Here is a 24198-nt window from a genome sequence, read left to right as displayed (position 1 = left end):
AAACTGTTGGAAACGGGTACTAAATCGGAAGTGCAAGCGACAACGTCGCCGCGGGTTCTGTTTTACAGCCACGATACATTCGGATTGGGTCACCTGCGCAGATCGCGGGCCCTTGCGGGCGCGATTACACGCGCGGCGCCTGAAGTATCCGCCCTTATCCTGACAGGATCGCCCGTTGCCGGTCGCTTTTCGTTCCCGGACAACGTAGACCATATCCGTTTGCCCGGCGTTACGAAGACCCCGGACGGAAATTACGAAAGTGAACGCCTTGGTTTGCACATTGATGAAGTGACTGCGCTGCGTTCCGGGCTAATTGACGCAACTGTCAAACACTTCGATCCGGATATCGTGATTGTAGACAAGGAGCCAACGGGTTTCCGAGGCGAGATGGTGCCTGCACTGGAATGGCTGCGTACGAAGCGCAAGGCACACATAGTGTTGGGTTTGCGCGACGTTCTGGATGATCCAGATACGCTCGCAGCAGAGTGGGAACGCAAAGGCGCTCTGGACGCGTCAGAGCAATATTATGACGAGTGTTGGGTCTATGGATTGCGCTCGATTCACGACCCTACGGCCGGCCTTGAGTTCTCGCCGGCTTTCCGCGCAAAAACTCGGTTCACGGGATATCTTCGGCGTGAAGAACTACCTGATGGCGAGGTGCCGAGCGACCCTTATGTGCTTGTGACTCCCGGCGGCGGCGGCGATGGCGCAGGTATGGTGGATCTTGTGCTGTCGGCCTATGAAAGCGATCCGACGCTCAGCCCACGCGCATTGCTGGTCTATGGTCCGTTTTTGTCTGGTGAGGTGCGCGCCCAATTCGAGGCGCGCGTTGCTAAGCTTGACGGACGTGTTCACGCAGTTGGTTTTGACAGCCGCATGGAGAACCTGATGAACGGTGCCAAAGGCATCGTGTCGATGGGCGGCTACAACACGTTTTGCGAAGTGCTGTCTTTTGACAAGCCGGTGGTTATTGTTCCTCGAACCCGGCCTCGTCTGGAGCAGTTTATCCGTGCCAGCCGCGCCGAGGAACTCGGGCTTGTTCGGATGCTTGATGAAAGCCGCGGGGAGCACACACCCGCAGCAATGGCGGCGGCTATTCATGGCCTAGCCACGCAGCAAAGCCCGTCATCGGCGTTTGTTCCCGGCCTGTTGGACGGCTTGGAGGTTGTGTCTGATCGGGCTCTGGAAATCCTGGGTCTTACGCGCTCGCAAGGGGTGGCATGAACGAAGTGACACGACCGAAACTTGCCGTTGCGGTCAAAGGCTGGCCTCGGCTGTCCGAGACTTTTATTGCCCAAGAGTTGGTGGCCCTCGAAGAGGCAGGATATGACCTCGAATTGTGGTCATTGCGCTTTCCGACCGACAAAAAGACCCATCCGCTGCATGATCGCTTGACGGCCCGCGTGACATACCTCCCCGAGTATCTGCATCAGGAACCCTTGCGGGTTGCCAAAGGCGTTTTTCGCTCCATGGCGCGCCGTGGGTTTTGGGCAGCTTGCGGGACTTGGCTCAAGGACTTGCGTCGTGACCTCACGCGTAACCGTGTACGCCGGTTCGGGCAGGCTTGTGTTTTGGCGACTGAGCTTTCGGACGACATTGATGCGCTTTATGCGCATTTCATGCACACGCCCGCGTCCGTGGCACGTTATGCGGCGATCCTGCGGGATATGCCGTGGTCTGTGTCTGCTCATGCCAAGGACATCTGGACGTCTCCAGAATGGGAGAAACGGGAGAAGTTGCAGGCGGCGACACATGGTGCGGAGTTTTTGGCGACGTGTACCGGCGTTGGTGCGAAGCACCTTGCAGAACTGGCCGATCGACCGGATCGGGTCGAGTTGATCTACCACGGCCTGGATCTAACCCGTTTTCCGCCCCCTCCTGAAACTCGAGACACCGCTGGCCCAGTCAAGTTCCTCAGTGTGGGGCGACTGGTTGAGAAAAAGGGATTCGACAGGTTGATTGCGGCCCTGGCATTGCTGCCGGATGATCTTGACTGGCGTTGGGATCACATTGGTGGGGGGGGATCGGATAGCCGCTTCCGGAAACAGGCAGAGGCGGCCGGTGTTGCTGACCGGATTGTCTGGCACGGCGCGTGCGATCAGCCGGAAGTTATCGAAGCTATGCGCACTTCCGACGTGTTTGTCCTTCCAAGCCGGATTGCCGAGAGTGGCGATCGTGACGGTTTGCCGAACGTGCTGATGGAAGCGGCCAGTCAAAAACTGTGTCTGCTTTCGACGGCTGTAAGCGCCATTCCCGAGTTCATTGATGACGGCGTGCATGGTGTGTTGAGCAGCGACGCACCGGAGGCCCTGGCGGAGGCGATGGAAACGCTCGCACGAGATCCTGAGAGACGTGCCACACTGGCTGACGCAGCCTATGGGCGTTTGACGTCGCATTTCCTTATGCAGCCGGGGATCGCCAAATTGGACGAGCGCCTGCGCGCTCTGGTGTGAGCCGATGCCGAAGATCGCCTTTTACGCCGCGTTGAAATCCCCAAATCACCCCGTGGCTTCTGGCGAACGCACATTGGCGCGCAACTTGATGAAATCGCTGCATCGTCCCGGCTGCGAGATTGATCTGGTGTCCGAGTTCAGGCCGCTCGACAAGGTGGGTAATGCCGACCGGCAGGCCGCGTTTATTGCGGAAGCCGAAGTTATCGCAAACGGGCTTGTGGCCAAAGGTGACTGGGACGCATGGGTAAGCTATCACAGTTATTACAAAGCACCGGACCTGCTTGGTCCCTATGTGAGCAAGGCTTTGGACATTCCCTACGTTTCCATAGAAGCAACGCGTGCATCCAAGCGGTTGGGCGGGCCATGGGACCGGTTTGAACGCAAAGCTGCTGCTGCCTGTGACGCGGCGGACATTTTGTTTCACTTCACTGACCGTGATGCAGTGGCTCTACGACGCGAGTTGAATGACGAACAGAAGTTAGTATCTTTGCCGCCGTTTCTTGCGCGGGAGGATCTGCCGGCGGTTGCAAACCCGGTCGGGCCGACGATCTTGATTGCGGGTATGATGCGCAGTGGCGACAAGCTCAAGTCCTATGAAATAGCTGCCTCGGCACTGGCCCATCTAAAAGGGGATTGGCGTGTAGAAATCGCGGGAGACGGTGCCGCGCGACAAGAAGTGGAAGCTTTAATGGAACCTTTTGGCGGTCGCGTTCGGTTTCTAGGGGCGCTTGATCCAGATGGGATGCACCAGGCCTATCGCCGGTCACGCGTGTTTCTCTGGCCTGGCGTGAACGAAGCCTTTGGCATGGTCTATCTCGAGGCACAGGCCGTTGGTGTGCCCGTCGTGGCGCAGGATCGTCCGGGGGTGAACGAAGTGGTGACCCCTGAAGGCCTTTGCGCCGCAGATGATCCGGAAGCCCTTGCAGGCGCGGTGTCGCATCTGTTGAATGACAACGCATATCATTCCACGCGGGCCCTTGCAGCGCGCGAACATATTTCCAGCCGACATCTGATGGGTGCGGCGAGACAAACTCTTTGGGACGCAATCGGCCCATTGATATCGGAGGCCAAATGATCCGTTTTGCTATGCTGCGCCATGGGCACACGCACTGGAACCGCGCAGGACAGATTCAGGGCAGCACGGACATTCCGCTGGATGATCAAGCGCGTGCCGATTTGAGCGGCTTCCAGTTGCCTTCCGGTTGGCGGGACGTGGATTTATACAGCAGCCCTTTGCAGCGCGCCGCAGAAACCGCTGAAATTGTGTCCAACCGGAAGCCCATGTTGGTTGAGGCGATCACCGAGATGGACTGGGGGGATTGGGAGGGACGCAAGGGAATTGATCTCAAGGCGGACCCTAACAGCGGATTTCGTGACATTGAGGAATGGGGTTGGGACTTTCGTCCGCCGAATGGAGAAAGCCCCCGCGACGTTTGGGCAAGGATAGAACCGTGGCTAAAAAACCTATCACTCGACAGCCTCGCCGTGTGCCACATCGGAATCATGCGCATGATCCTCGCAAAGGCGCATGGCTGGAAATTTGACGGTCCTGCTCCGTTCGCGGTTAAGCGGAACAGGCTGTTTGTAGTAGAGGTTGACGGCGATCACTTGAGAGTGGCGAATCCCGATATTGTGCGGCTGGAAAAGGTGGCCTCATGAACATCCTGATTTCCGTTACGCACCTTCTTGGAACCGGGCACCTGGGGCGCGCTTTGACGCTGGGCCGCGCGTTTTCCAAGGCTGGGCACCATGTGGCTGTTCTGACCGGTGGCCGGCCAGCCCCGCATTTGGATGCCACCGGCGTTCAGGTGATCCAAGCGCCATCTTTGGCCTCGGACGGCACCAATTTTACCAAGCTGTTGTGCGATGACGGGCGCGAGGCCGATGCCGACTATTTGCAGCGTCGCAGTTCGTATATGGTTGCGGCTTTGCAAGATCAGAGGCCTGATGTTTTTATTACCGAGCTTTTTCCGTTTGGCCGGAGATCGTTGTCAGCGGAATTTTTAGCCTTGCTCGCGGCATGCGAGAGTATGGATAAGAAACCGGTGGTGCTTGGTTCGGTGCGCGACATTCTCGCGCCTCCGAGTAAGCCTGAGAAAGCGATGCGGGCCCGGGACATTTTGCTGCAACATTATGACGGTGTGCTGGTACATTCCGACCCGTCCGTGACAGCGTTGACGGAAAGTTGGCCAGTCACAGCGGACGTCGGCGCGCTGTTGAAATATACCGGCTACGTAGCGCAAGAGCCTGCTGGCGCGCATCCTGACGGTGTGGGCGCGGGCGAAGTAGTTGTAAGCGCGGGCGGGGGCTCTGTTGGACAAGCTTTGTTTGAAGCCGCTATCGAAGCGGCGCGAGGGCATCCCTTGTCGTGGCGCATTTTGGTGGGCGGTACTGATCGCGACGATCGGATTGCTGCGCTTAGAAAACGCGCTGGCACTTTGCAAATCACCATTGAGCCAGTGCGCCCTGATTTCCGCCAGATGTTGAGCGGTGCTGCAGCCTCGGTGAGTATGTGTGGGTACAACACCGCTATGGACCTTTTGCAAAGTGGTGTGCCAGCTGTGCTCGTGCCTTTCGATGACGGCGGTGAAGTTGAGCAGACGCTTCGCGGTCGCTCTTTGGCGACGCAGGGTGGTTTCGAAGTGCTCATGGCACAGGACGTATCGGCGCACACCCTGTCACGGGAAGTGGCGCGCGTTTTGAAGTCAGGCAAACGAAGCGTTGGCGGGTTGCGTATGGACGGTGCTGCGGAAAGCGTACGGATTGTAGAGTCGATGGTGGCGGAGTCGCCCTCATGAAAGTGCATTGGAGCCCATTGCGCGAGGAATTTCGCGAGTGGCGTGCGGCCGGGTTGGAATTGCCGCTATGGTGGCGTGATGACGATGCGATTGAGCCGACTTCGGCCCTAGATCGGCTTGAGTCCATAAGCGAAAGCACCGGAGTGCCGGTTCATCTTGCGGTCATACCCCGTGATGCGACGCAGGCTCTCGCTGCGCGGATCAGCAGCTGTTTTGTACCTGTGGTGCATGGTTGGGGACACGCAAACCATCAGCTTGAAGGCAAGAAGGCGGAGTTCGGTTCGGGACGGGATGCAGATGCGGCCAGGGCAGATCTGGAACAGGCCATCACACGGCTGCGCACGCTTTTCGGGGATCGGTTGGCTCCGATGTTTGTGCCGCCCTGGAACAGGTTTGATACAGCGTTGCTTCCGCTACTCGCCGAGCTCGGATTTGATGCGCTGTCGACGTACCTTCCGCGCAAGGCTGCCGAACCGATGTTGGGGATCACGCAGATAAATACTCATGTTGATCCGATTTTCTGGCGTGGGACGAGAAGTCTGGTGTCAGCGGAAGACCTTGTGGCGCAAACCGTAGCTCTTTTGCAGGCACGCAGGCTCGGTATGCAGGACAATGCAGAACCGCTGGGGTATCTCACGCACCACCTTGTGCATGACGCCGATATCTGGAATTTTTCACAGCAGTTTATGCAGGAAATGCGCGACGGGCCGGTCCGGCTTTATCGCCATGACACAAAGGGGTTTTCATGAGCCGTCTCAATAGCATGATGCGTCGCCTTGCGGCACAAGCCGAAGGGCTTGAGTGGGGTCTCGCCCAAATCGGCAGTATGGAAGGCGACTTCCTCGAAATGGGGCTGGGAAATGGTCGGACTTATGACCACATGCGAGAGATTGCGCCGGATCGCCGGATCTGGGTGATAGATCGTGCGTTGAACTGTCACCAATCCTGTATCCCTCCAAAGGAAGATTACCTTGAGGGTGAGGCTGAGGACATGTTGCGCAAACTGGCGGACCAAGGTGCGAAAGTCGCACTCGCGCATTATGATTTCGGTTTTGGCGTGAAAGAAAAGGACGTGGCTGAAGCAGCCCGCCTGTCGGCCATGATTGCACCTGTGATGGCGACGAATGGCGTGCTGGTGTCTGGTCAGCCGTTGGTCGGGTTCGAGCAAGTACGTGGGCCGGAAACAGTCGCGCCTGACCGTTATTACTTCTACCGAACCTAAAGCTCTCACGCAGACCGGTTAAAGCCGATCGAAATGTGCATTAGTGTGGTTCAGTCCACGCCGATGATGTGTTGCTCGCCGCGTTTGCGTGCCAGTTCCATCTGCTTTTGGCGCTCACGGAAGCGGTCTTTGTCCGCTTCGGAGTACTCGTCGACGCAGTGGTGACAGCTGACGCCGGCTTCGTATTCAGGTCGGTTCGCGTCCTCAGGCATTATGGGTCGACGGCAGGCGTGACACAGAAGATGTGGACCTTCCTTCAGTCCGTGGCCTACGGAGACGCGACCGTCAAAGACGAAGCATTCGCCGTCCCAAGTGCTGTCTTCCTGTGGCACTTCTTCAAGGTATTTCAGGATGCCGCCCTTCAAGTGATAAACGTCCTCAACGCCCTGACTCATCAGGAAATTTGTAGACTTTTCACAGCGGATTCCTCCGGTGCAGAACATGGCGATGCGCTTGTTGTGGAAGCGGTCTTTGTTCTCTTCCCACCAAGCGGGAAAATCGCGAAAAGATGCCGTTTCCGGGTCAATTGCTCCCTGAAATGTACCGATGGCCACTTCGTAGTCGTTCCGGGTATCGATGGTAACCACGTCCGGCGACTGGATCAGCTCGTTCCAGTCTTCCGGATTCACATAGTTGCCCACGTGTGCCGTCGGGTCGACGTTGGGTTGACCGAGGGTAACGATCTCTTTCTTCAGCTTCACTTTCATGCGTGGAAAAGGCTTTTCGGAGGCTGTGCTGAGCTTCCATTCGAAGTTCTCGCAACCGGGCAAAGATTTGATATGAGCAATCACCGCTTCAATGCCTTTGCGCGGGCCAGCAATGGTGCCGTTGATGCCTTCGTGGGCAAGCAGCAGAGTGCCGGTGATACCTTCATTCAGGCACAGTTCCATAAGCGGCGGGCGCAGAGCTGCGTGGTCGTCAAAACGGGTGAAATGGTAGAGGGCGCAAACGGTAAACATAGCGGGCCATTACGCCCATTTTTCCTGCATTTCAAGGTTGGCAGGCTTGCGGCCAAGGCGCACAGGCGACAATGCGCTTGGTCGCGAGTGAGGGATCGGGGCGGGATCCGGTCGGCTTTCTGTAAAACGTCGGTGTTACGTCTGCAAAACGTCGGTACGGTTTATCAGGGTTGGCGTGCGTCAGGGCATCGTTAAGTAAGCGCTGGTTCCACCCCAGATCAGGCGTAAGGCGATCAGCACCAGAATCACGTTCAGGATGCGGTGGAAGCCAAGATCGGTCATGCGGCCCAACACGTGCTTTCCGACCCATGTGCCGATCGCTCCGGTGGCGATCAGGGCGGCGATAAAAAGTGCCCAATCGGAAAAGGCAAAGCCAAGAAATCCGAACATAGCGACCTTTAGCCCGTGTTGGATTGTCATCAGTGTTGCGTGGGCGGCGGTGTGGGCGTGACGATCAAGATTTAGCGCTTTGACGTAGCCAGCCACAAAGGGACCTGTGGCACCGAAGAACATCGTGAGAAAGCTGGAAATCAAACCGGTAACGAGCGGCATGTGGGACATCCAGCGAGGCGGGTGAGAAAAGACAACCCAAAGGATGAACAAACCGACCACGGATTGCACCACCCACCCCGGCAGGGCGACCACCACGCTGCCACCAATCGCGACCCCGATCAGCGAGCCCACAATAAATGCTGGCAAGGTGGACCACATGATGTGACGAAAGAACATCAGGGCCCGAATGCCGTTTGAGCCAAGCTGAACCACTCCGTGCACAGGGATGATGGCAGCCGGCGGCAACAGAATTGCGCAGGCACCTAGAAAGGCTACGCCACCGCCGATGCCGAAGGCAGCTGTAATGAACGAACCGGCGAAGCTGGTGGCAAGCAACGCAAGAGCAGCGGCATGAGACAGGTCGGGGGGTAAAAGGTCCAACATGCCGCGACTATGGCTTGGGTGGCGACAGGGTCAAGGCGGGGATTGTGGAAAGGCTTGGTCCCGTTTCTCAGAGGATGCCGAGCATCTGCCGGGCCTCTTCCGGGCTGGCAATCCCCCGTCCCGCATTCTCGGCGCATGTTGCCAGCGCTTCGATCAGTTCGCCGTTGGAGCGTGTTTTCGAACCGTCCGGTAGATAGAACGTGTCTTCGACACCCGTTCTCAGCATGCCGCCCAAATCAGCGGCCTTTTGGTGCGTCGACCAGATTTCCTCCCGTCCGATCAGGGTCGCTTGCCAACTGCTTCCGTCCAGAATGTAGGGCATCAGGAATTCGAGTAGATCGGGGCTCACTGGCATGCCGGAGGCCACGCCCATGACGAGGTTGTATTGCGCACGATCTGTCATTCCGTTTTTGACATACATGGCCACGGATCGGACGATGCCGGTGTCAAAACACTCGAATTCAGGCAGCGTATTGGTTTGCGACATCACGTCGAGGTGGTCTTGGATTTTGGCAGGGGTGTTTTCGAACACCATCGGCGGCCATGCCCAATCCCCGTTGGAACGCAATTTGAGGTAGTTCAATGATCCAGCATTGCAGGCGGCGATCTCGGGTTTGAGGGCGCGGACGCAGTCCAGAGCGCCGGAATAATCCGGCCCCACGACGCCGGTGGTCGCATTGATCAGGATTCCGGGACAGCTGGCGCGAATGGCGTCGACTATCTCGGTTGCGACGGCGGGGTCCCAACTCGGCAGGTGACCCTTGCCCGCTTCCTGTTGGCGAAAGTGGATGTGGATGACTGCGGCACCTGCGTCCATCGCTTCGCGGGCGGATGCTGCGCATTGTTCCGGAGTCACTGGTACGGGATGCTGGGTTGGGTCCGTTAGCACTCCGTTGAGCGCGCAGGTCAGAATGGCCTTGGTCATTTAAACACCCTTTTTGTGACGACTGCCGACAGCGGGCGGGGTTTCCGGTGGACCGGCAAAACACTGGGCATTGTTCATCCAAATCTGAGCGGCGGTGCCTTCGACGGTCAGGTTGGTATCGGCAATGGCGCGGGTCTGGGTGACTACGGCAGCGAAATCTACGGCTGGGCCCGTGATGGTGTTTTCTGTGTCCTCGCCGAAGGTCCAGACTTCGCCGGAAGGGGCCGTCAGGCTGAGCCTTGGCATTTTTTCGGGGACCGGAAGCGAATGCACCTGATGGGACCAGCCAAATGTGTTCACGCCAAGTACGACGATGTTTTTGATCCGGTCAGTTTCGCTGCGGGAGCGCCCAAGGACATCAAAGACTTCAAATCCGTGAGCCCATGTTTCCATCTGGCGGGCGGTGATTGACGAGCGAGCGGACATGGAAGGGCCCACCCAAGACAATCGCGATTTCGGGTCCATTTCCCGCCAACGCGCCGCCATGTCGCGGGCATTGGTGATCCATGCTTCACGCAAATCCGAGCCACGCTCAGAAATCGCGGCGTTTTCTGCCGATCGCATGGAGCCGGTTTCCTTGAGTGACGTCATGACAGCGCCAACCCGCTCCTGAAGCGCGGTCTCGTCCGTTGCGGACAGATCAGCGGCAATGTTCCAGAAGTGCAGGTGCACAAGGACGTCTTCGATGGTCCAACGCTTGTACTGAGTGACTTGGCGCAGCGCCGTGTCATCAAGGCCCGAGAGTGCTGCGTAGAGGGTTTCAGATTCGGACAGAAAATCGTCGGCCTGGGCCAAGGTGGGGGGCTGGGTCATGGTCTTACATTCTTGCGACGCCAAAGGCGTTGGGGTTGAGGGTTCGACGGCGGGCCTCGCCGCATGTGTCGAGACAAAAGGCGATAATCTTGCGGGTGTCGCGCGGATCGATCACTCCGTGATCCAGAACCTTGCCAGATGTCACGAAGGGCGAGGATTGCGCGTCAAACAAACCCTGAATAGCGGCTTCTTGCTGCGCCATACGGTCATCGTCCAGCTCGATGCCTTTCCGCGCTGCGCCTGCGCGAGCCACGAGGCTCATGGTCTTGGCAGCCTGTGCGCCGCCCATGACGCCGGAACGGGAATTGGGCCATGCAAAAAGGAAATCCGGTTCGTATGCGACCCCGCACATCCCGTAGTTGCCAGCGCCGAAAGATGCGCCGCAGTAGAAAGTCAGCTTTGGAACGCGGGTGTTGGAGACGGCTTGAATCATCTTGGAGCCGTGTTTGATCATGCCCGCCTGCTCATAGGCGGTGCCAACCATGTAGCCGGTGGTGTTATTGAGGAAAACGAGCGGCGTTCCGGCCTGATCGCAGGCCTGAATGAAGTGGGTCGCCTTATTGGCGCCTGCTGGATCGATCGGGCCGTTGTTGGCAAGAATGCCAACGGTATGGCCGTGCACCTGCGCTTGTAGGCAGAGCGTTGCAGCGCCAAACCCCGGTTTGAACTCGTCAAAATCAGATCCGTCCACAAGGCGCGCAACCAGTTCACGGGCGTCATAAGGCGTGGACCAGTCGGCCGGAACGACACCGGCGATATCGTCGATCGGGTGAGCCGGTTCCGCGAAGGTGCGGGCGTCCAACGGTGGTAGGTCGCGGTTCCAGTCCAGTCGCGCCATGACACGGCGGGCCAGTGCTATAGCGTGGATGTCATCGTCGGCAAGATATTCGACAAGGCCGGACTTGGTGGCGTGCATTTCGGCGCCACCTAGGTCTGCGTCTTTCGCAACTTCGCCGGTTGCGGCATTTACCAGCGCGGCACCCGCCAGCGCAGCCATGCCGTTCTTCTTCACACCGATCACATAATCAGACAGGCCGGGCATGTAGGCGCCGCCAGCGGTGGACGGGCCATGCAGGACGGCGATTGTCGGAAGTCCGGCTGCCGAGAGTTTCGCGAGGTTGCGGAAGACGCCTCCTCCGAGCGCCCAGTCCTCGACCTGATAGTTCATCAGGTTTGCGCCAGCGCTTTCCACCAGATGCAGGAAGGGCAGTTTCTGCCGCAGCGCGATGTCCTGAGCGGACAGCATGGCTTGCAGGGATTTTGGGCTGAGAGCGCCAGCATTGATGCCACTGTCGTCGATCACGATCATGCATCGGACACCGGAGACAACGCCGATGCCCATAATGAAGGTCGACCCGGGTAGGGACTTTTCGGGGTCCTTACTGTCGGCCATGTAGCCGGCGAGACTGTGCAGGCGCAAAAAGGGCTGCCCCGGATCGAGCAGACGTGCAAGCCGGTCACGCGGCGTGATCTGGCCGCGCGACTCAAAGCGGGGGCGGCGTTCTTCGGATTTCTGTGCGGTGCGGTTTTCCAACGAGCGCAACTCGTCTATGGCGGCCAGCATAGCAGCGCGGTTTCCGGCAAACGCGGGGTCCGCCGAGGTGACCTTTGGTCCGGTCCACATGGGTTGGGTCCTCCTCCTGACGCCGTCCCGATATTTGAAACCAGTTTGTGCCGTGCTTTTCGTCGCGGCAAGTCGCAGAAATTGTGACGTCACGTGCGACGCATCCGGCAGGTCGGCTTGAGCCGGCCCAGCGGCTCCCTTAGTGTAGGTGCACAAAACGAATTCAGGTGATCACATTGGAAGCCTCTGAACTGCAACAGAATATTGCCCGTGTGGCAGAGATCGGCCCGATCAAGGTCTGGTCGGTTGTCGTGACAGTTCTGGGCGATCTGTTGCAGGCACCCGCAGACACTTTGAGTGCGCGGCAACTGGATGCGCTGGTGGCCCCGATGGGGATCAACAACCAAGCGCTCAGGGTGGCGGTGCACAGGTTGCGCAACGATGGTTGGATCGAGACGCACCGCGAAGGCCGCAGGTCGCGGCATCAGCTTACGGCCAAGGGTTGGGCGGAAACGGAACGCGTGAGGCCGCATGTTTACGGCGAAGCGCCGACTCGATCGGGTGGCGTCTTTCTGATTGTCGGACCGCCCCAGATGGCAGCCCCGGAGTTCGCGGAATTGATGCCCGAGGATGGCACCGTGCTGACATCGCGCTCGGGACTTGTTGTCGGTGCGGAGGGTGTTCCTTCAAACTGGCTGTGCACACCTTACAACGAGGCGTCACCGCCGGACTGGGTGCAGGATGCTTTATCGCCGAAAGATATCAGCAGCGAATACGATGCCTTGCGCGAGGTGGTCATGCCGCTTTTGAAAGCCGAGTTGCCGGAAGATCTGGTGGCGCGCACAGCGTTGCGTCTGGCCATATTGCACCATTGGAGGCGGTTGCGGCTGCGGCACGGTGCGTTGCCCGATCTGGTTCTGAAAGATGGATGGGCAGGCGCGCGTTGCCGGGATGTGGTGCTTGACGCACTAAGCCGTTTTGAGCGTCCTGCATTGAGTTCACTGGAGTAACGATTGGCTCAGATTAATCTGAAGCAGCTGGAAACATTTGTTCAGGTCGCTGATCTGGGTGGGTTCCGGCGGGCCGCGGAACGGCTCAACACAACCCAGCCAAATGTGTCCGCCCGAATTGCTGCGCTCGAGGCGCAATTGGGACGCAAACTGATGGACCGAGACGCGGGGTCGGTGCGGCTGACACCGTTCGGTGAAAGCATGTTGGACAAAGCGCGACAGGTGCTGGCGGCAATGGACGATTTCGTGTCCGGCGCCGGGGACGACGCTTTGTTTGACGGGGTGCTGAGATTGGGGGTTACGGAAATGATCGCGCACAGCTGGCTGGTGCCCTACCTGTCTGGGCTCAAGGAACGGTTTCCCAACATCGATGTCGATCTGACGGTGGATTTGTCGGCCAACCTGTCGGAGGCGTTGTTTGACCGGTCGCTGGACTTGGCCCTCCAGAGCGGGCCGTTCGGCCGGACCTCAGCCACGGCGCTGCCCCTTGGAAGCTTTCCGTATATCTGGGTGGGGGCACCTGTGCTGGACATCGGGCGCAGGGTATTGAACTGGCCGGAACTGGCTCGGTTTCCGATCCTCACGCACGCCCGCGGCACACTGCCATTTGAACAAATTCAAGATCACGTCGAGGGTTTCCCTGACGTGTCAGCGCGGATCGTGCCTTCCACGAATATGTCGGCCTGTATCCAGATGACAATCGAGGGTCTTGGTGTGGCATGCCTTCCCGAGAGCATGGTTCGACAGGAGTTGGCGACCGGCAAGCTAGAAGCGCTGCGGTATCTTTGGTGCCCCGATGCGCTGCGTTTTTTTGCCCGGTTTGAAGACACCGCGCCGCATTTTGTCCGCGAGGCAGCCGACCTTGCATCCGAGATCAGTTGGGCAGATCTCGGTGTGATCCGTGAGTGATCAATTTTTATTATCATTTTGATCTAAAAGAATAGTTGGATCGAATTGTTCCGCTTGGGCTAGGCTGACGTATTGCCGAAGCAAAGGGAACATGCGCATGGGGCAGCAAGCCGGAACACGATTGGGCGTCGACATAGGAGGGACGTTCACGGACGTGGTGCTTGAACGCGAGGGCAAGTGGTATTCCACGAAGGTTCTGACGACGTATGGCGCGCCGGAAGATGCGATCATCGACGGCATGCATCAGGTTTGCGCGAAGGCGGGCATCGCGCCTGAGCAGATTGGTCAGATCATTCATGGCACCACTTTGGCGACCAACGCGTTGATTGAGCGGCGCGGAGCAAAAACGGCGCTGATCACGACCGAGGGGTTTCGAGACGTGATCGAGATGCGGACCGAAAGCCGCTTTGAGCAATATGACCTAAACCTTACGCTGCCAGCACCGCTGTTGCCGCGTAACCGTCGGTATGTGATCCGCGAGCGGATGGATGCCACGGGGCAGGTACTTTTGCCTCTGGAGCGCAAGGACGTGGAAGCGCTCGTCATGGAATTGCGAGAAGGCGGATACGAGAGCGTCGCCGTGGGGTTTTTGCATTCCTATGCGAACGATGCTCACGAACGTCTGGTGGCGGACGTGCTAAAGGAACTGATGCCGGAGGCGCTTGTTTCGCTGAGTTCCGAAGTATCCCCGCAGATGCGCGAATACGAGCGGTTCAATACGACAATCGCGAATGCTTATATCAAGCCACTTATGGCGTCCTATCTGGGACGATTGAAAGATCGGTTGGCGGATGAAGGGGCGGATTGCCCCGTATTCCTCATGCATTCCGGCGGCGGAATCATGTCGCTCGAAAGTGCGGCAGAGTTTCCCGTACGTTTGGTGGAAAGTGGTCCGGCAGGCGGCGCGATCTTCGCTGCCGATATCGCGGCACGGCACGGTGTCGAGAAGGTCCTGAGCTTTGACATGGGCGGAACGACCGCGAAGATTTGCCTGATCAAGAACCAGACGCCCAAAACAGCGCGGGTATTCGAAGTCGCGCGGACGTACCGGTTCAAAAAGGGGTCCGGCATGCCGATTTCCATTCCGGTGATCGATATGGTCGAGATCGGCGCGGGTGGCGGTTCTCTGGCGCATGTCGATGGCATGAACCAAATTCGAGTCGGTCCCGAGAGCGCCGGATCGGAGCCTGGACCGGCCTGTTATGGACGCGGGGGTGACAAGCCTGCGGTGACAGACGCCGATCTGGTTTTGGGCAAGCTGGACCCTGACAACTTTGCCGGCGGGTCGATTCAGTTGCATCCTGACCGTTCGGCGTCGGCGCTGACAGCAGTGATCGGGCAACGTCTTGACATGGGGGCAACCGAGGCGGCCTGGGGCCTGGCCGAAGTGGTTGATGAAAACATGGCCAATGCGGCGCGGGTTCACGCCGTGGAAAACGGCGAAGACCTTGCAGACTATACGATGATCGCCTTTGGCGGTGCGGCGCCTCTGCACGCATCACGTCTGTGCGAAAAACTTGGGGTTTCGCGGCTGCTGGTACCACAGGGCGCCGGGGTCGGTTCGGCCATCGGATTTCTCAAGGCGCCCTTCAGTTTCGAAGCGAACCGGTCCGTGTTCATGCGCATGTCGGCGTTTGACGGTGAGGCAGTGACCGCTCTGTTTGCCGAGATGGAGGCGGAAGCCACGGGATTTGTGCGTGGCTGTGATGCAGTGGCCAAGATCGCGGCGGAGCACCGTGTGTACATGCGGTATGCCGGGCAGGGTTGGGAAATTCCCGTGCCGCTGACCGCAAAACAGGCGGCAAACCCGGATGCAGCCACCTATCTGCGTCTGTTTGAGGCGGAATATGCGGCTCTGTTCGGGCGGGTTGTGGAAGGTATGGAGGTGGAGATCACGGTTTGGTCCGTAAACGCCTTTACCCGTCAGGATGCAGCCGAACGTGTTTGTAGTAGCGCTCCTGCTCAGGCGCCGGCCAGCCAAGGCTCGCGGGCTTTGTTCGACCCGGCCGAGGGCGCGGTTCTGGAGGCTGATGTTGTGTTGCGCAGGGACTTTGGTGCCGGCGCGCGAAAGGCGGGACCAATGGTTATTACCGAGGCAGAAACCACAGTTGTGGTGCCCAAGAGCCGATCCGCCAAAGTTCACGCGGATGGAACGATCGAGGTTTTTGCGGAGGAGCGGAGCAATGGGTGAGCCGTCCAAAGTTTTATATCAGGTGATGTGGAATCGTTTGATTTCTGTCGTTGAAGAACAGGCTCAGGCGTTGGTCAGGACGGCGTTTTCAACTTCGGTTCGCGAGGCGGGTGATCTGTCCGCCGGCGTTTACAACGCGGCCGGAGAGATGCTTGCGCAGGCGGTAACCGGCACGCCGGGACACGTGAATGCAATGGCCGACGCGGTCGGGCATTTCATCCGAAGGATCAGGCCCGAGACCATGGCTGAGGGAGATGTTTACATAACCAACGACCCGTGGGAGGGCACAGGTCACAAGCACGACATCACCGTCGTCACACCATCGTTTCATCGCCAGAAGCTGATCGGCTTTTTTGCTTGCACGGCGCACATCACCGATATTGGCGGTCGCGGGTTTGGCGCGGATGCGAACGATGTGCACGAAGAGGGACTTTACATCCCGATCATGCGTTTTGCCGACAAGGGCGTGGTGGATAAGACGCTATTGGCGATCATCCGGGGGAATGTGCGCGAGCCAGATCAGCTGGTGGGTGATATTCACGCCCTCGCGACATGCAACGAGATTGGCCATCGGCGACTGATCGAGATGGTCAGGGAATTCGATCTGCCGGATCTGGCAGGGATCTCCGGGTTTATTCTGACTCATTCTCGCCAAGCGACGTTGGATGCCATCAATGCTTTGCCGGAAGGGGTTGCAGAAGGTCACATGCGGATCGACGGGTATGACCAGCCGATTGATCTTTGCGTCAAAGTGACGATCGAGAAGGACCGCATATTGACGGATTGGGCGGGCACCAGCGGGCTCGACAAGAAGGGCATCAACGTACCGCTGGTCTATACAAAGGCTTATGCGTGCTATGCCCTGAAATGTGCCATTGCGCCCGAGATTCCGAACAATGCGGCTTCTCTGGAGCCATTTGAAATCACGGCGCCAGAGAACAGTATCGTCCATGCGTTGCATCCGGCACCGGTGGCACTCCGTCATGTGATCGGACATATGGTGCCAGACACGGTTTACGACGCGCTGGACAAGCTGCTGCCGGGCGTCGCGCCCGCTGAGGGCGCCGGATGTTTGTGCAATTTTCAGGTGTCGCTGCGGCCCAGAATGGACGCGCCTGCGCCATCGGACGCGGTACGCGCCGAGGTGCTGACCTTCAATTCCGGCGGCTCCGGTGCGCGGCCATCGCTTGATGGAATGAACGCAACAGCCTTTCCCTCTGGTGTGATGACAATGCCGGTTGAAGCCACCGAGCAAGTCGGCCCTGTTGTTATTTGGCGCAAGGAACTGCGGCCTGATAGTGGTGGCGTGGGTCAGTATCGCGGCGGTTTGGGACAATTCATGTCTGTCGGTGCGCGCGCGGGTCACGAATTTGATATTCAGGCAATGTTTGACCGTGTGGATCATCCGGCCCGAGGACGACGCGGCGGCGGAGCCGGCGCGCCAACGGTGATCGCACGCGAAGATGGCGCTGCGATGAAAGGCAAGGGCAAGCAATTTGTACCGCACGGAGGGCGGGTTGACATGGCGTTCCCCGGCGGGGCGGGCTATGGCTCGACCGAGGAGAGGGCAGATGAGGCGGTGAGGCGCGATCTCGCTCTTGGCTATATCTCGGCTGAAGCGGCGGCCTCGGACTACGGTATGGCGCAACGGGACATAGAAGACGTGCTGGCGCGGGCCAGACGTGGGGAGGAGTTTTGATGGCGGTTGCAGGTTTTGCGAGCACACCAACCAAATCGTCTTATGATGTGGTCATTGTCGGCGGCGCGATCATGGGAGCGTCGACCGCGTGGTTCCTGAGCGACAACAAGGACTTTAACGGGTCCGTGTTGGTGGTTGAGCGCGATCCAAGCTACGAAAGCTGCTCGACGGCGCATACCAACTCCTGCATGCGACAGCAGTTTTCCAGCCCTTTGAACGTTCGAATTTCCCAGTTCGCCGCGGATTTTGTGAAAAACCTGCGCAGCTATATGGGAGGCGATGCACGCGTTCCGGAGATGGATATCCAGAACTACGGATATCTTTACCTCGCGGACAATGACGGCTTTGCCAATGTGTTGCGTGCCAATCAGAAGGTGCAATTGGATAACGGAGCCGAAACGCGCCTTTTGTCGCCTGATGACATCGCGCGCGAGTACCCGTTTTATAACGTTGAAGACCTTGTTCTGGGCTCGATCAACACCAAGGACGAAGGCTATTTCGATGGCGGCGGCGTGTTCGATTGGTTCCGCCGCAGTTCGCGAGAGAGGGGCGTAGAATATGTCGCCAACGAAGTGGTGGCGATGACGAAAAACGCTGCGGGTACGCGTGTGGAAAGCGTGACTTTGAAGTCCGGTGAAGTGATTGCCTGCGGTCAGATTGTGAATGCATCCGGTCCGCGCGCCGCGCGCACTGCCAAGATGGCGGGCATTGAGGTTCCGGTTGAACCGCGGAAACGCTTTACGTGGATTTTTGCCGCCGAACAGCCGCTGGACCGTGACCTTCCGCTGACAATCGACCCAACCGGGGTGCACTTCCGTCAGGACGGACCGCAGAGCTATCTTGCCGGATGCCCGGCCGATCCGGATCCGGCGGTCGAGTTTGACGATTTTCATATGGACCACAATCGCTGGCAGGATCATGTCTGGCCGATCATTGCCACGCGCATTCCGCAGTTCGAGGCGATCAAAGTCGTAACGGAATGGGCCGGTCACTACGCTTATAACACACTGGATCAGAACGCGATTTTGGGTGCTCATCCGGAGGTTGGGAACTTTGTGTTCCTGAATGGGTTTTCCGGTCACGGATTGCAGCAATCACCGGCGATGGGGCGCGGTACGGCCGAGTGGCTTGCCTATGGCGAGTTTAGGTCGCTCGATCTGACGCCGTTCGGGTTCGAGCGGATCGTCGAGGGGCGTCCGTTTGTAGAAAAAGCGGTTATCTGAGCCGCAGGCCAGGGAGAGGCGCGATGATAGAAAAGCTGGTGTTGACCGGAGCAGGCGGGCGGCTGGGATCCTATCTGCGGGAACCGCTGTCGAAGATGGCGGAAGAGCTGGTGTCCACGGATTTAGTCGACGATATCGGCACGCTTTATGCCGGCGAAACCTATGTGAAAGCCGATCTTGCGAACTACGACGAAGTCTTCGCGGCATTGGAAGGAGCGGACATGGTTGTGCACTTTGGCGCAATTGTCGACGAAGCGCCTTTTGAGGAGCTGTTGGGGCCGAACTTCGTCGGGGCTTACAACGTGTGGGAAGCGGCATATCAGCATGGCGCCAAACGAGTGGTCTATGCCAGTTCCATCCATGCGGTCGGAATGCACGCCAAAAACGAGTGCATCGACACAGAAGTCGCGCATCGCCCGGATTCTTTCTATGGGTTGGCCAAGTGTTTCGCTGAAGATCTGGGGCGCATGTATTGGGACAAGCGGGGGCTGGAGTCGGTGCATCTGCGCATTTTGAGCTGTGCACAGGTGACAAGTGCCCGGGCTTTGGGCAGCTGGCTCAGCTATGATGACCTGATCCAGCTAGTGACGCGGGCGGTCGATACTCCCACGGTTGGTTTCAGTGTCGTTTACGGTGTGTCCAATAATGACCGGTCACCGGTGGACAACAACAAGGCTGCTTTTCTCGGGTATCGACCGAAAGACAACGCCGAGCAATTTGCGGACGCGATTTTGGCGAAAGAACCGCCTGCAGATTCAACCGATCCGGCGCAGATGTGTCACGGCGGGCCGTTTTCGGCGGTCGATCTGGGCGAGAGCGGTCTTGCCCAGATGAACATTGTCGACGATCGGAAGAAAAACTGAGTCCTAGGCTTCGATCATGTCCACGCGGGTGGCGTGACGGCCCCCCTCGAATTCTGCTTCAAGGAAGGCGTCAACGATAGCCAATGCAAGGCTGTCACCAACGACCCGTGCGCCGATCGAGAGCATGTTGGCGTTGTTGTGTTGCCGGATCATTGCAGCGGAGAACGTGTCTGAACAGACGCCACACCGGATGCCATCGACCTTGTTGGCGGCCATCATGATACCCTGTCCGGTGCCGCACAGGATGATGCCCAGTTCGCAATCCCCTTTGATGATGAGGTCCGCGGCGGCCTTACCGTGCAAGGGATAGTGGGTGCTTTCGGTCGTGGTCGGGCCGATATCGACAGGCTCAAAGCCTTTGTCGGCGATGTGTCGGGCGATCGCCTGGCGCAATTGTATAGCGGCATGGTCACTGGACAGGGCGATGCGTTTGTTCATGGGGCTTCCTTGAATTATCGGGCTGGGAGGAGGTCGATCCGGCGCCCTTGTAGGTAGGAAAGCCGGGGAAGAGAAGGCTGTCTTTGGCCCTTTTGGCTGAAATTTGAGCTCAAAAACGCGGGTTCGTGCGCGGTTCCTTGCCGGTTGTGCCCGTAAACGAGTACGCGTCTGTCGGTTTCTTTTGGCGTCCTTATATTCGACTCAGATAAATTTTCTGACGGAGCAGAGAAATGAAATTTGCAGCAATTCCGGCCCTGTTGGCGGCCATAGCGGTGGTTCCTGCGTGTGCCACGACCTCTGAACGCAGCGTCGAGTGTGCGGGTGCCACAGTGACCGGTGCGGTGGTCGGGGGCCTGATAGGCAACCAGCTTGGAAACGGACAAGGCACAGACATACTGACGGCGGGTGGTGCCGTTGCGGGTGGAGCTCTGGCCAACAAAGCGGCAGGATGTTCGTAAACCATCTGCCCGAGCGGACGTGCGTGACTTCATAGCGCCGAAAGAAAAAGCCGGCACTTCCCGAAAGGAGTGCCGGCTTTGTATCGAGAAAGAAAAGCGATCAGAAGTCGAGGTTTTCGACGCTGAGCGCGTTCTTCTGAATGAACTCACGGCGGGGTTCGACCACGTCACCCATGAGTTTGGTGAACAGATCGTCGGCCTCGGCCATGTCCTCGACCTTCACCTGAAGCAGCGTGCGTGCATCCGGATCAAGCGTGGTTTCCCAAAGCTGATCCGGGTTCATTTCACCCAAACCTTTGTAACGCTGTAGGGTCAGGCCCTTTTCGCCTTCCGCCAAGATAGCTGCCAGCAAGTCCAACGGGCCGTTGATCACCTGACTGCGGTCTTTGCGAACAAGCGTTGCCGGAGTTTCATATACTTCCTGCAGGCTTTCGGTAAAACTGCCGGATTTGCGCGCTTCGCCGGAGCGCAGCATCGGGCCGTCCAGGGTGCGGACTTCCTCAACACCACGCAGAATGCGTGCAAGACGGATGCCGTGATCCTGTGTGATGCGACCGGTCCAGCCACGTTCGTATTCGAGTGCGATCAGATCCAGACGGGCAGCGACTTTGTCGGCCACACCCTGCAGATCGGCGTCCACGGCTCCGGGCACAAATGCGCCTGCGATGGCGGCCTGTTCAAGGATGTGACGAGGATAATGTGTCGGGAAGGCGTCCAGCACCTGCTTCAGCTGGCGTGCCTCGGTCACGACACGGGCCAAGTCCTGCCCGACCATTTCGGCACCACTGCCAAGTTTGAGAACAGCGCCTTCGATGCCCTGGTTGACGAGGTAATCGTCAAGCGCCGCCTGGTCCTTTAGGTACACTTCGGATTTGCCGCGTGCCACTTTGTAGAGAGGCGGTTGGGCGATGTAGAGATGACCCATCTCGATCAGCTCTGGCATCTGACGATAGAAGAAGGTCAGTAGAAGCGTCCGGATGTGGGCACCGTCGACGTCGGCATCGGTCATGATGACGACCTTGTGGTAACGCAGCTTGTCGATGTTGAATTCATCGCGGCCAATGCCAGTGCCCAGCGCCATGACAAGGTTGCCGATTTCCTGAGAGGACAGCATCCGGTCAAAACGTGCGCGCTCGACGTTCAGGATTTTACCGCGCAAAGGCAGAATGGCCTGAGTCATCCGGTCGCGGCCTGTCTGGGCTGATCCTCCAGCGGAGTCACCCTCGACGAGGAAGACTTCGGTCTTGGACGGGTCTTTTTCGGAGCAGTCCTTGAGTTTGCCGGCGAGGAAATTCACGTCCATCGCGGTTTTCCGACGGGTGAGTTCGCGGGCCTTGCGCGCTGCTTCGCGTGCATGGGCCGCCTCGAGGATTTTGGAAACGATCATCTTGGCGGTTTGGGGGTTCTCCTCGAACCACTCCGCCAGTTTTTCACCCAGCAGGCCTTCAACGGCCGGACGCACCTCGGAGCTGACCAGCTTGTCTTTGGTCTGGCTGGAGAACTTCGGATCCGGCACTTTTACGGAGAGAACACAGGTCAGGCCTTCGCGGGCATCGTCGCCGGTAAAGGTGATCTTCTCTTTCTTCGCGATTCCGCTTTCCTGCGCGTATTTTTGAAGAGTACGGGTCAGGGCGCCGCGGAACCCGGCGATGTGCGTGCCTCCGTCGCGCTGCGGAATGTTGTTTGTGAATGGCAGGACATTTTCGTGGTAGCTGTCGTTCCACCACATAGCCACTTCCACACCGATGTCGTCTTTCTCGCCACGCACATAGATCGGCGCTTCCATCAGGGAAGTCTTGTGTCGGTCGATGTATTTCACGAACTCATTGACGCCGCCTTCGTAGAAAAGCTCGGTCTTGAGCGGTTCGGCAGGACGTTCATCTTCGAGGATGATGCGCACACCGGAGTTCAAGAAGGCCAGTTCGCGCAAGCGCTTTTCCAACGTGTCGAATGAATAGTCGATGTTGGAAAAAGTGTCGGCGGAGGCCATGAACCGAACTTCGGTGCCGGTCTGATCGCCACAGTCCGCGACTTCACGCAGATGCTCGGTGCAATCGCCGTGTTCAAACTTGGCCCAGTGCTCTTTGCCATTGCGCCATATGCGCAATTCAAGCCAGACGGAAAGCGCATTCACAACGGATACACCCACGCCGTGGAGACCGCCGGAGACCTTGTAAGAGTTGCTGTCGAACTTACCGCCGGCGTGTAGTTGGGTCATGATGACCTCGGCTGCCGACACGCCTTCTTCGGGGTGGATATCGACCGGAATGCCGCGCCCGTTGTCGAACACAGAGACAGAACTGTCGGCATGAATTTTCACGCGAACGTGGTCGGCGTGGTTCGCAAGAGCTTCGTCGATGCCGTTGTCCACGACTTCGTAAACCATGTGGTGCAGGCCCGAGCCGTCGTCGGTGTCACCAATGTACATGCCGGGACGTTTTCGAACCGCCTCCAAGCCTTTGAGAACCTTGATGGAATCCGCGCCATATTGCTCGGGATTTTGCGCGCTGTCAGACATTCAATCCGCCTTTATTGATTTCAGGAATTTATATCCGTTTCGGCAGGGGATGTCACGCAATTGGCATAAATTTCCGGGCCTTCGCCAGCGAGGTTCAGCTGGCGGCTGTGACCTTGGAAATGCCTTGTTCGTCTGTGACTTCAAAATACTGAGCGCGTGGGCCGAGAGCGTCAAAAAGTTCGGTTTCGGTGCCAGACATCCAAGCCTGTGCGCCAAGCGCGCAAATCTCGTCATATAGCGCGGCGCGGCGGTTTGGATCGAGGTGGGCTGCAACCTCATCGAGCAGAAGGATGGGCGGTGCCCCAATATCTTCGGCCAGAGCGCGTGCATTGGCGAGAATTAGGCTGACAAGCAGAGCTTTTTGTTCGCCGGTGGAACAGTCCTTGGCCGGGACACCCTTGGCGGCGTAGGCACCTTTCAGATCAGAACGGTGCGGGCCAACCAGCGTGCGGCCGGCGGCGATGTCGCGGAACCGACTCTCGGCGAATGCTTCGCGCAGGTCTTCTGCGGAGTCAGGCATCGTGCCCTCCGATTGCATCAGATCGAGTTCCGCCACCGGAAAGGCTGTTTCAGCCTGCTTCTGGGCTTCTGACAATCGGGAAAGAGCCTGAGAGCGCGCCTCGTGGATTTGGGCGCCGCTTTCGGCCATTTGTTTTTCAAGAGCGGCGTACCAATGCGCGTCGGTGACCTGGTCTTTCAAAAGCCGGTTACGTTCCCGCATGGCCTTTTCATAGGACAAAGATGCTTCAGCATGTTCGGGGAAAAAGCTGAGCGTCGTACGATCCAGAAACCGGCGGCGGCCTTCGGCGCCCTCGATCCACAGCCGGTCCATGGACGGGATGAGCCAGAGCACCCGCGCAATACGCGCGAGTTGCGTCTGCGGTGCGGCCTTACCATCGATCTGGATTTGCCGCGCGCTGCCGTTTTCAGAGCGGATGTCGACTTCGTAGGTCTGGCCATTGGTACTCAGATGTCCTGCGAGTTTCCACCCAATAGCTTCGGGCCGGCGGGTCATGTCCTCGGCGCTGGCCCTGCGCAGGCCCCGTCCGGGTGAAAATAGGGAGACCGCCTCCAGAATATTTGTCTTGCCCGCGCCATTGGGTCCGAAGATGGCCACTGGTCGGCCATCCGTTTCCAGCGTGCCCTTTTTGTGAGAGCGAAAATGGCTAAGGGTGAGGCGGCTCAAGGCGAGAGTCATTGTACGGCTCGCGCGTGGCCC

Annotated in this window: 22 protein-coding genes; 14 read left to right on the top strand and 8 right to left on the bottom strand. The window is 58.4% G+C overall.

Features of this window, described 5'->3' with window-relative positions; genetic code table 11:
• The first annotated feature begins 3 nt into the window (after nt 1–3).
• From BXY66_RS13850 to BXY66_RS13820, 7 genes are read left to right on the top strand one after another with little or no spacing between them, the layout of a single operon-like run.
• Nucleotides 4–1224 (top strand): glycosyltransferase family protein, encoded by a 1221-nt coding sequence (locus BXY66_RS13850; protein ID WP_425057075.1) that lies wholly within the window; start codon nt 4–6, stop codon nt 1222–1224.
• The gene (locus tag BXY66_RS13845; protein ID WP_132860905.1) at nt 1221–2453 is read left to right on the top strand and encodes a glycosyltransferase family 4 protein; all 1233 of its coding nucleotides are present in this window, start codon (nt 1221–1223) and stop codon (nt 2451–2453) included. The genes BXY66_RS13850 and BXY66_RS13845 overlap by 4 nt, the downstream gene beginning before the upstream one ends.
• 4 nt (nt 2454–2457) lie before the next feature.
• A complete protein-coding gene (locus tag BXY66_RS13840; RefSeq protein WP_132860904.1) occupies nt 2458–3528 on the top strand; it encodes a glycosyltransferase family 4 protein in 1071 nt (356 codons plus the stop codon).
• Nucleotides 3525–4112, top strand: coding sequence for a histidine phosphatase family protein (locus BXY66_RS13835; protein WP_132860902.1), 588 nt, complete (start codon nt 3525–3527; stop codon nt 4110–4112). The genes BXY66_RS13840 and BXY66_RS13835 overlap by 4 nt, the downstream gene beginning before the upstream one ends.
• Nucleotides 4109–5251: a glycosyltransferase family protein gene (locus tag BXY66_RS13830; protein ID WP_132860901.1), complete on the top strand. Its 1143-nt coding sequence runs from the start codon at nt 4109–4111 to the stop codon at nt 5249–5251. Before BXY66_RS13835 ends, BXY66_RS13830 begins: the two co-directional genes overlap by 4 nt.
• Complete coding sequence (locus BXY66_RS13825) at nt 5248–6000, top strand: polysaccharide deacetylase family protein (protein WP_132860899.1); 753 nt, start codon at nt 5248–5250, stop codon at nt 5998–6000. The genes BXY66_RS13830 and BXY66_RS13825 overlap by 4 nt, the downstream gene beginning before the upstream one ends.
• Nucleotides 5997–6473, top strand: coding sequence for a class I SAM-dependent methyltransferase (locus tag BXY66_RS13820; protein ID WP_132860898.1), 477 nt, complete (start codon nt 5997–5999; stop codon nt 6471–6473). Before BXY66_RS13825 ends, BXY66_RS13820 begins: the two co-directional genes overlap by 4 nt.
• A gap of 50 nt (nt 6474–6523) precedes the next feature.
• Here the strand turns inward: BXY66_RS13820 and trhO are convergent, their stop codons facing one another.
• The 5 genes from trhO to BXY66_RS13795 all read right to left on the bottom strand — a co-directional run bounded on the left by trhO (nt 6524) and on the right by BXY66_RS13795 (nt 11730).
• Complete coding sequence (trhO, locus tag BXY66_RS13815) at nt 6524–7432, bottom strand: oxygen-dependent tRNA uridine(34) hydroxylase TrhO (RefSeq protein WP_132860896.1); 909 nt, start codon at nt 7430–7432, stop codon at nt 6524–6526.
• Nucleotides 7433–7612: 180 nt separating this feature from the next.
• Nucleotides 7613–8368 (bottom strand): sulfite exporter TauE/SafE family protein, encoded by a 756-nt coding sequence (locus BXY66_RS13810; protein WP_132860894.1) that lies wholly within the window; start codon nt 8366–8368, stop codon nt 7613–7615.
• Between the two features lie 67 nt (nt 8369–8435).
• Nucleotides 8436–9293: a beta-keto acid cleavage family enzyme gene (locus tag BXY66_RS13805; protein WP_132860893.1), complete on the bottom strand. Its 858-nt coding sequence runs from the start codon at nt 9291–9293 to the stop codon at nt 8436–8438.
• Nucleotides 9294–10106 (bottom strand): TIGR03084 family metal-binding protein, encoded by an 813-nt coding sequence (locus tag BXY66_RS13800; RefSeq protein WP_243694388.1) that lies wholly within the window; start codon nt 10104–10106, stop codon nt 9294–9296. It abuts the gene before it with no gap.
• A gap of 4 nt (nt 10107–10110) precedes the next feature.
• A complete protein-coding gene (locus tag BXY66_RS13795) occupies nt 10111–11730 on the bottom strand; it encodes an acyl-CoA carboxylase subunit beta (RefSeq protein WP_132860891.1) in 1620 nt (539 codons plus the stop codon).
• Nucleotides 11731–11897: 167 nt separating this feature from the next.
• On the opposite strand from BXY66_RS13795, the gene BXY66_RS13790 reads away from it, so the two are divergent.
• The 6 genes from BXY66_RS13790 to BXY66_RS13765 all read left to right on the top strand — a co-directional run bounded on the left by BXY66_RS13790 (nt 11898) and on the right by BXY66_RS13765 (nt 19565).
• Nucleotides 11898–12680, top strand: a complete 783-nt coding sequence (locus BXY66_RS13790) for a PaaX family transcriptional regulator C-terminal domain-containing protein (protein ID WP_165929186.1) — start codon at nt 11898–11900, stop codon at nt 12678–12680.
• Between the two features lie 3 nt (nt 12681–12683).
• Nucleotides 12684–13589: a LysR family transcriptional regulator gene (locus BXY66_RS13785; protein WP_132860888.1), complete on the top strand. Its 906-nt coding sequence runs from the start codon at nt 12684–12686 to the stop codon at nt 13587–13589.
• A 97-nt stretch (nt 13590–13686) separates the two neighbouring features.
• Entirely contained in the window at nt 13687–15780 is a 2094-nt protein-coding gene (locus tag BXY66_RS13780) for a hydantoinase/oxoprolinase family protein (protein WP_132860886.1), read from the top strand.
• Nucleotides 15773–17479 (top strand): hydantoinase B/oxoprolinase family protein, encoded by a 1707-nt coding sequence (locus BXY66_RS13775; protein ID WP_132860885.1) that lies wholly within the window; start codon nt 15773–15775, stop codon nt 17477–17479. The genes BXY66_RS13780 and BXY66_RS13775 overlap by 8 nt, the downstream gene beginning before the upstream one ends.
• Nucleotides 17479–18702, top strand: a complete 1224-nt coding sequence (locus BXY66_RS13770; protein WP_132860884.1) for an NAD(P)/FAD-dependent oxidoreductase — start codon at nt 17479–17481, stop codon at nt 18700–18702. The genes BXY66_RS13775 and BXY66_RS13770 overlap by 1 nt, the downstream gene beginning before the upstream one ends.
• A gap of 23 nt (nt 18703–18725) precedes the next feature.
• Nucleotides 18726–19565 carry an NAD-dependent epimerase/dehydratase family protein gene (locus BXY66_RS13765; RefSeq protein ID WP_132860882.1) on the top strand — a complete coding sequence of 280 codons (840 nt, stop codon included), beginning with the start codon at nt 18726–18728 and terminating at the stop codon, nt 19563–19565.
• A gap of 3 nt (nt 19566–19568) precedes the next feature.
• Here BXY66_RS13765 and rpiB read toward each other — a convergent pair whose 3' ends face one another.
• Entirely contained in the window at nt 19569–20003 is a 435-nt protein-coding gene (gene rpiB, locus BXY66_RS13760; protein WP_132860880.1) for a ribose 5-phosphate isomerase B, read from the bottom strand.
• A gap of 230 nt (nt 20004–20233) precedes the next feature.
• On the opposite strand from rpiB, the gene BXY66_RS13755 reads away from it, so the two are divergent.
• Nucleotides 20234–20461 carry a glycine zipper 2TM domain-containing protein gene (locus BXY66_RS13755; protein ID WP_132860878.1) on the top strand — a complete coding sequence of 76 codons (228 nt, stop codon included), beginning with the start codon at nt 20234–20236 and terminating at the stop codon, nt 20459–20461.
• Between the two features lie 100 nt (nt 20462–20561).
• On the opposite strand, the gene gyrB is transcribed toward BXY66_RS13755, so the two are convergent.
• Nucleotides 20562–22979 carry a DNA topoisomerase (ATP-hydrolyzing) subunit B gene (gene gyrB, locus BXY66_RS13750; RefSeq protein ID WP_132860877.1) on the bottom strand — a complete coding sequence of 806 codons (2418 nt, stop codon included), beginning with the start codon at nt 22977–22979 and terminating at the stop codon, nt 20562–20564.
• Between the two features lie 94 nt (nt 22980–23073).
• A complete protein-coding gene (gene recF / locus BXY66_RS13745) occupies nt 23074–24177 on the bottom strand; it encodes a DNA replication/repair protein RecF (protein WP_132860875.1) in 1104 nt (367 codons plus the stop codon).
• Nucleotides 24178–24198 lie beyond the last annotated feature (21 nt).

Origin of the sequence: Shimia isoporae (assembly GCF_004346865.1) — a bacterium.
GTDB classification, from domain to species: Bacteria; Pseudomonadota; Alphaproteobacteria; order Rhodobacterales; family Rhodobacteraceae; genus Shimia; species Shimia isoporae.
This window is presented reverse-complemented; position numbering and strand designations above follow the sequence as displayed.

What these genes read in the sequence shown, in the direction of transcription:
- BXY66_RS13845 (WP_132860905.1), top strand. Translation starts at nt 1,221, where the DNA reads ATGAACGAAGTGACACGACCGAAACTTGCCGTTGCGGTCAAAGGCTGG.
- BXY66_RS13840 (WP_132860904.1), top strand. Translation starts at nt 2,458, where the DNA reads ATGCCGAAGATCGCCTTTTACGCCGCGTTGAAATCCCCAAATCACCCC.
- BXY66_RS13835 (WP_132860902.1), top strand. Translation starts at nt 3,525, where the DNA reads ATGATCCGTTTTGCTATGCTGCGCCATGGGCACACGCACTGGAACCGC.
- BXY66_RS13830 (WP_132860901.1), top strand. Translation starts at nt 4,109, where the DNA reads ATGAACATCCTGATTTCCGTTACGCACCTTCTTGGAACCGGGCACCTG.
- BXY66_RS13825 (WP_132860899.1), top strand. Translation starts at nt 5,248, where the DNA reads ATGAAAGTGCATTGGAGCCCATTGCGCGAGGAATTTCGCGAGTGGCGT.
- BXY66_RS13820 (WP_132860898.1), top strand. Translation starts at nt 5,997, where the DNA reads ATGAGCCGTCTCAATAGCATGATGCGTCGCCTTGCGGCACAAGCCGAA.
- trhO (WP_132860896.1), bottom strand. Translation starts at nt 7,432, where the DNA reads ATGTTTACCGTTTGCGCCCTCTACCATTTCACCCGTTTTGACGACCAC.
- BXY66_RS13810 (WP_132860894.1), bottom strand. Translation starts at nt 8,368, where the DNA reads ATGTTGGACCTTTTACCCCCCGACCTGTCTCATGCCGCTGCTCTTGCG.
- BXY66_RS13805 (WP_132860893.1), bottom strand. Translation starts at nt 9,293, where the DNA reads ATGACCAAGGCCATTCTGACCTGCGCGCTCAACGGAGTGCTAACGGAC.
- BXY66_RS13800 (WP_243694388.1), bottom strand. Translation starts at nt 10,106, where the DNA reads ATGACCCAGCCCCCCACCTTGGCCCAGGCCGACGATTTTCTGTCCGAA.
- BXY66_RS13795 (WP_132860891.1), bottom strand. Translation starts at nt 11,730, where the DNA reads ATGTGGACCGGACCAAAGGTCACCTCGGCGGACCCCGCGTTTGCCGGA.
- BXY66_RS13780 (WP_132860886.1), top strand. Translation starts at nt 13,687, where the DNA reads ATGGGGCAGCAAGCCGGAACACGATTGGGCGTCGACATAGGAGGGACG.
- BXY66_RS13775 (WP_132860885.1), top strand. Translation starts at nt 15,773, where the DNA reads ATGGGTGAGCCGTCCAAAGTTTTATATCAGGTGATGTGGAATCGTTTG.
- BXY66_RS13770 (WP_132860884.1), top strand. Translation starts at nt 17,479, where the DNA reads ATGGCGGTTGCAGGTTTTGCGAGCACACCAACCAAATCGTCTTATGAT.
- BXY66_RS13765 (WP_132860882.1), top strand. Translation starts at nt 18,726, where the DNA reads ATGATAGAAAAGCTGGTGTTGACCGGAGCAGGCGGGCGGCTGGGATCC.
- rpiB (WP_132860880.1), bottom strand. Translation starts at nt 20,003, where the DNA reads ATGAACAAACGCATCGCCCTGTCCAGTGACCATGCCGCTATACAATTG.
- BXY66_RS13755 (WP_132860878.1), top strand. Translation starts at nt 20,234, where the DNA reads ATGAAATTTGCAGCAATTCCGGCCCTGTTGGCGGCCATAGCGGTGGTT.
- gyrB (WP_132860877.1), bottom strand. Translation starts at nt 22,979, where the DNA reads ATGTCTGACAGCGCGCAAAATCCCGAGCAATATGGCGCGGATTCCATC.
- recF (WP_132860875.1), bottom strand. Translation starts at nt 24,177, where the DNA reads ATGACTCTCGCCTTGAGCCGCCTCACCCTTAGCCATTTTCGCTCTCAC.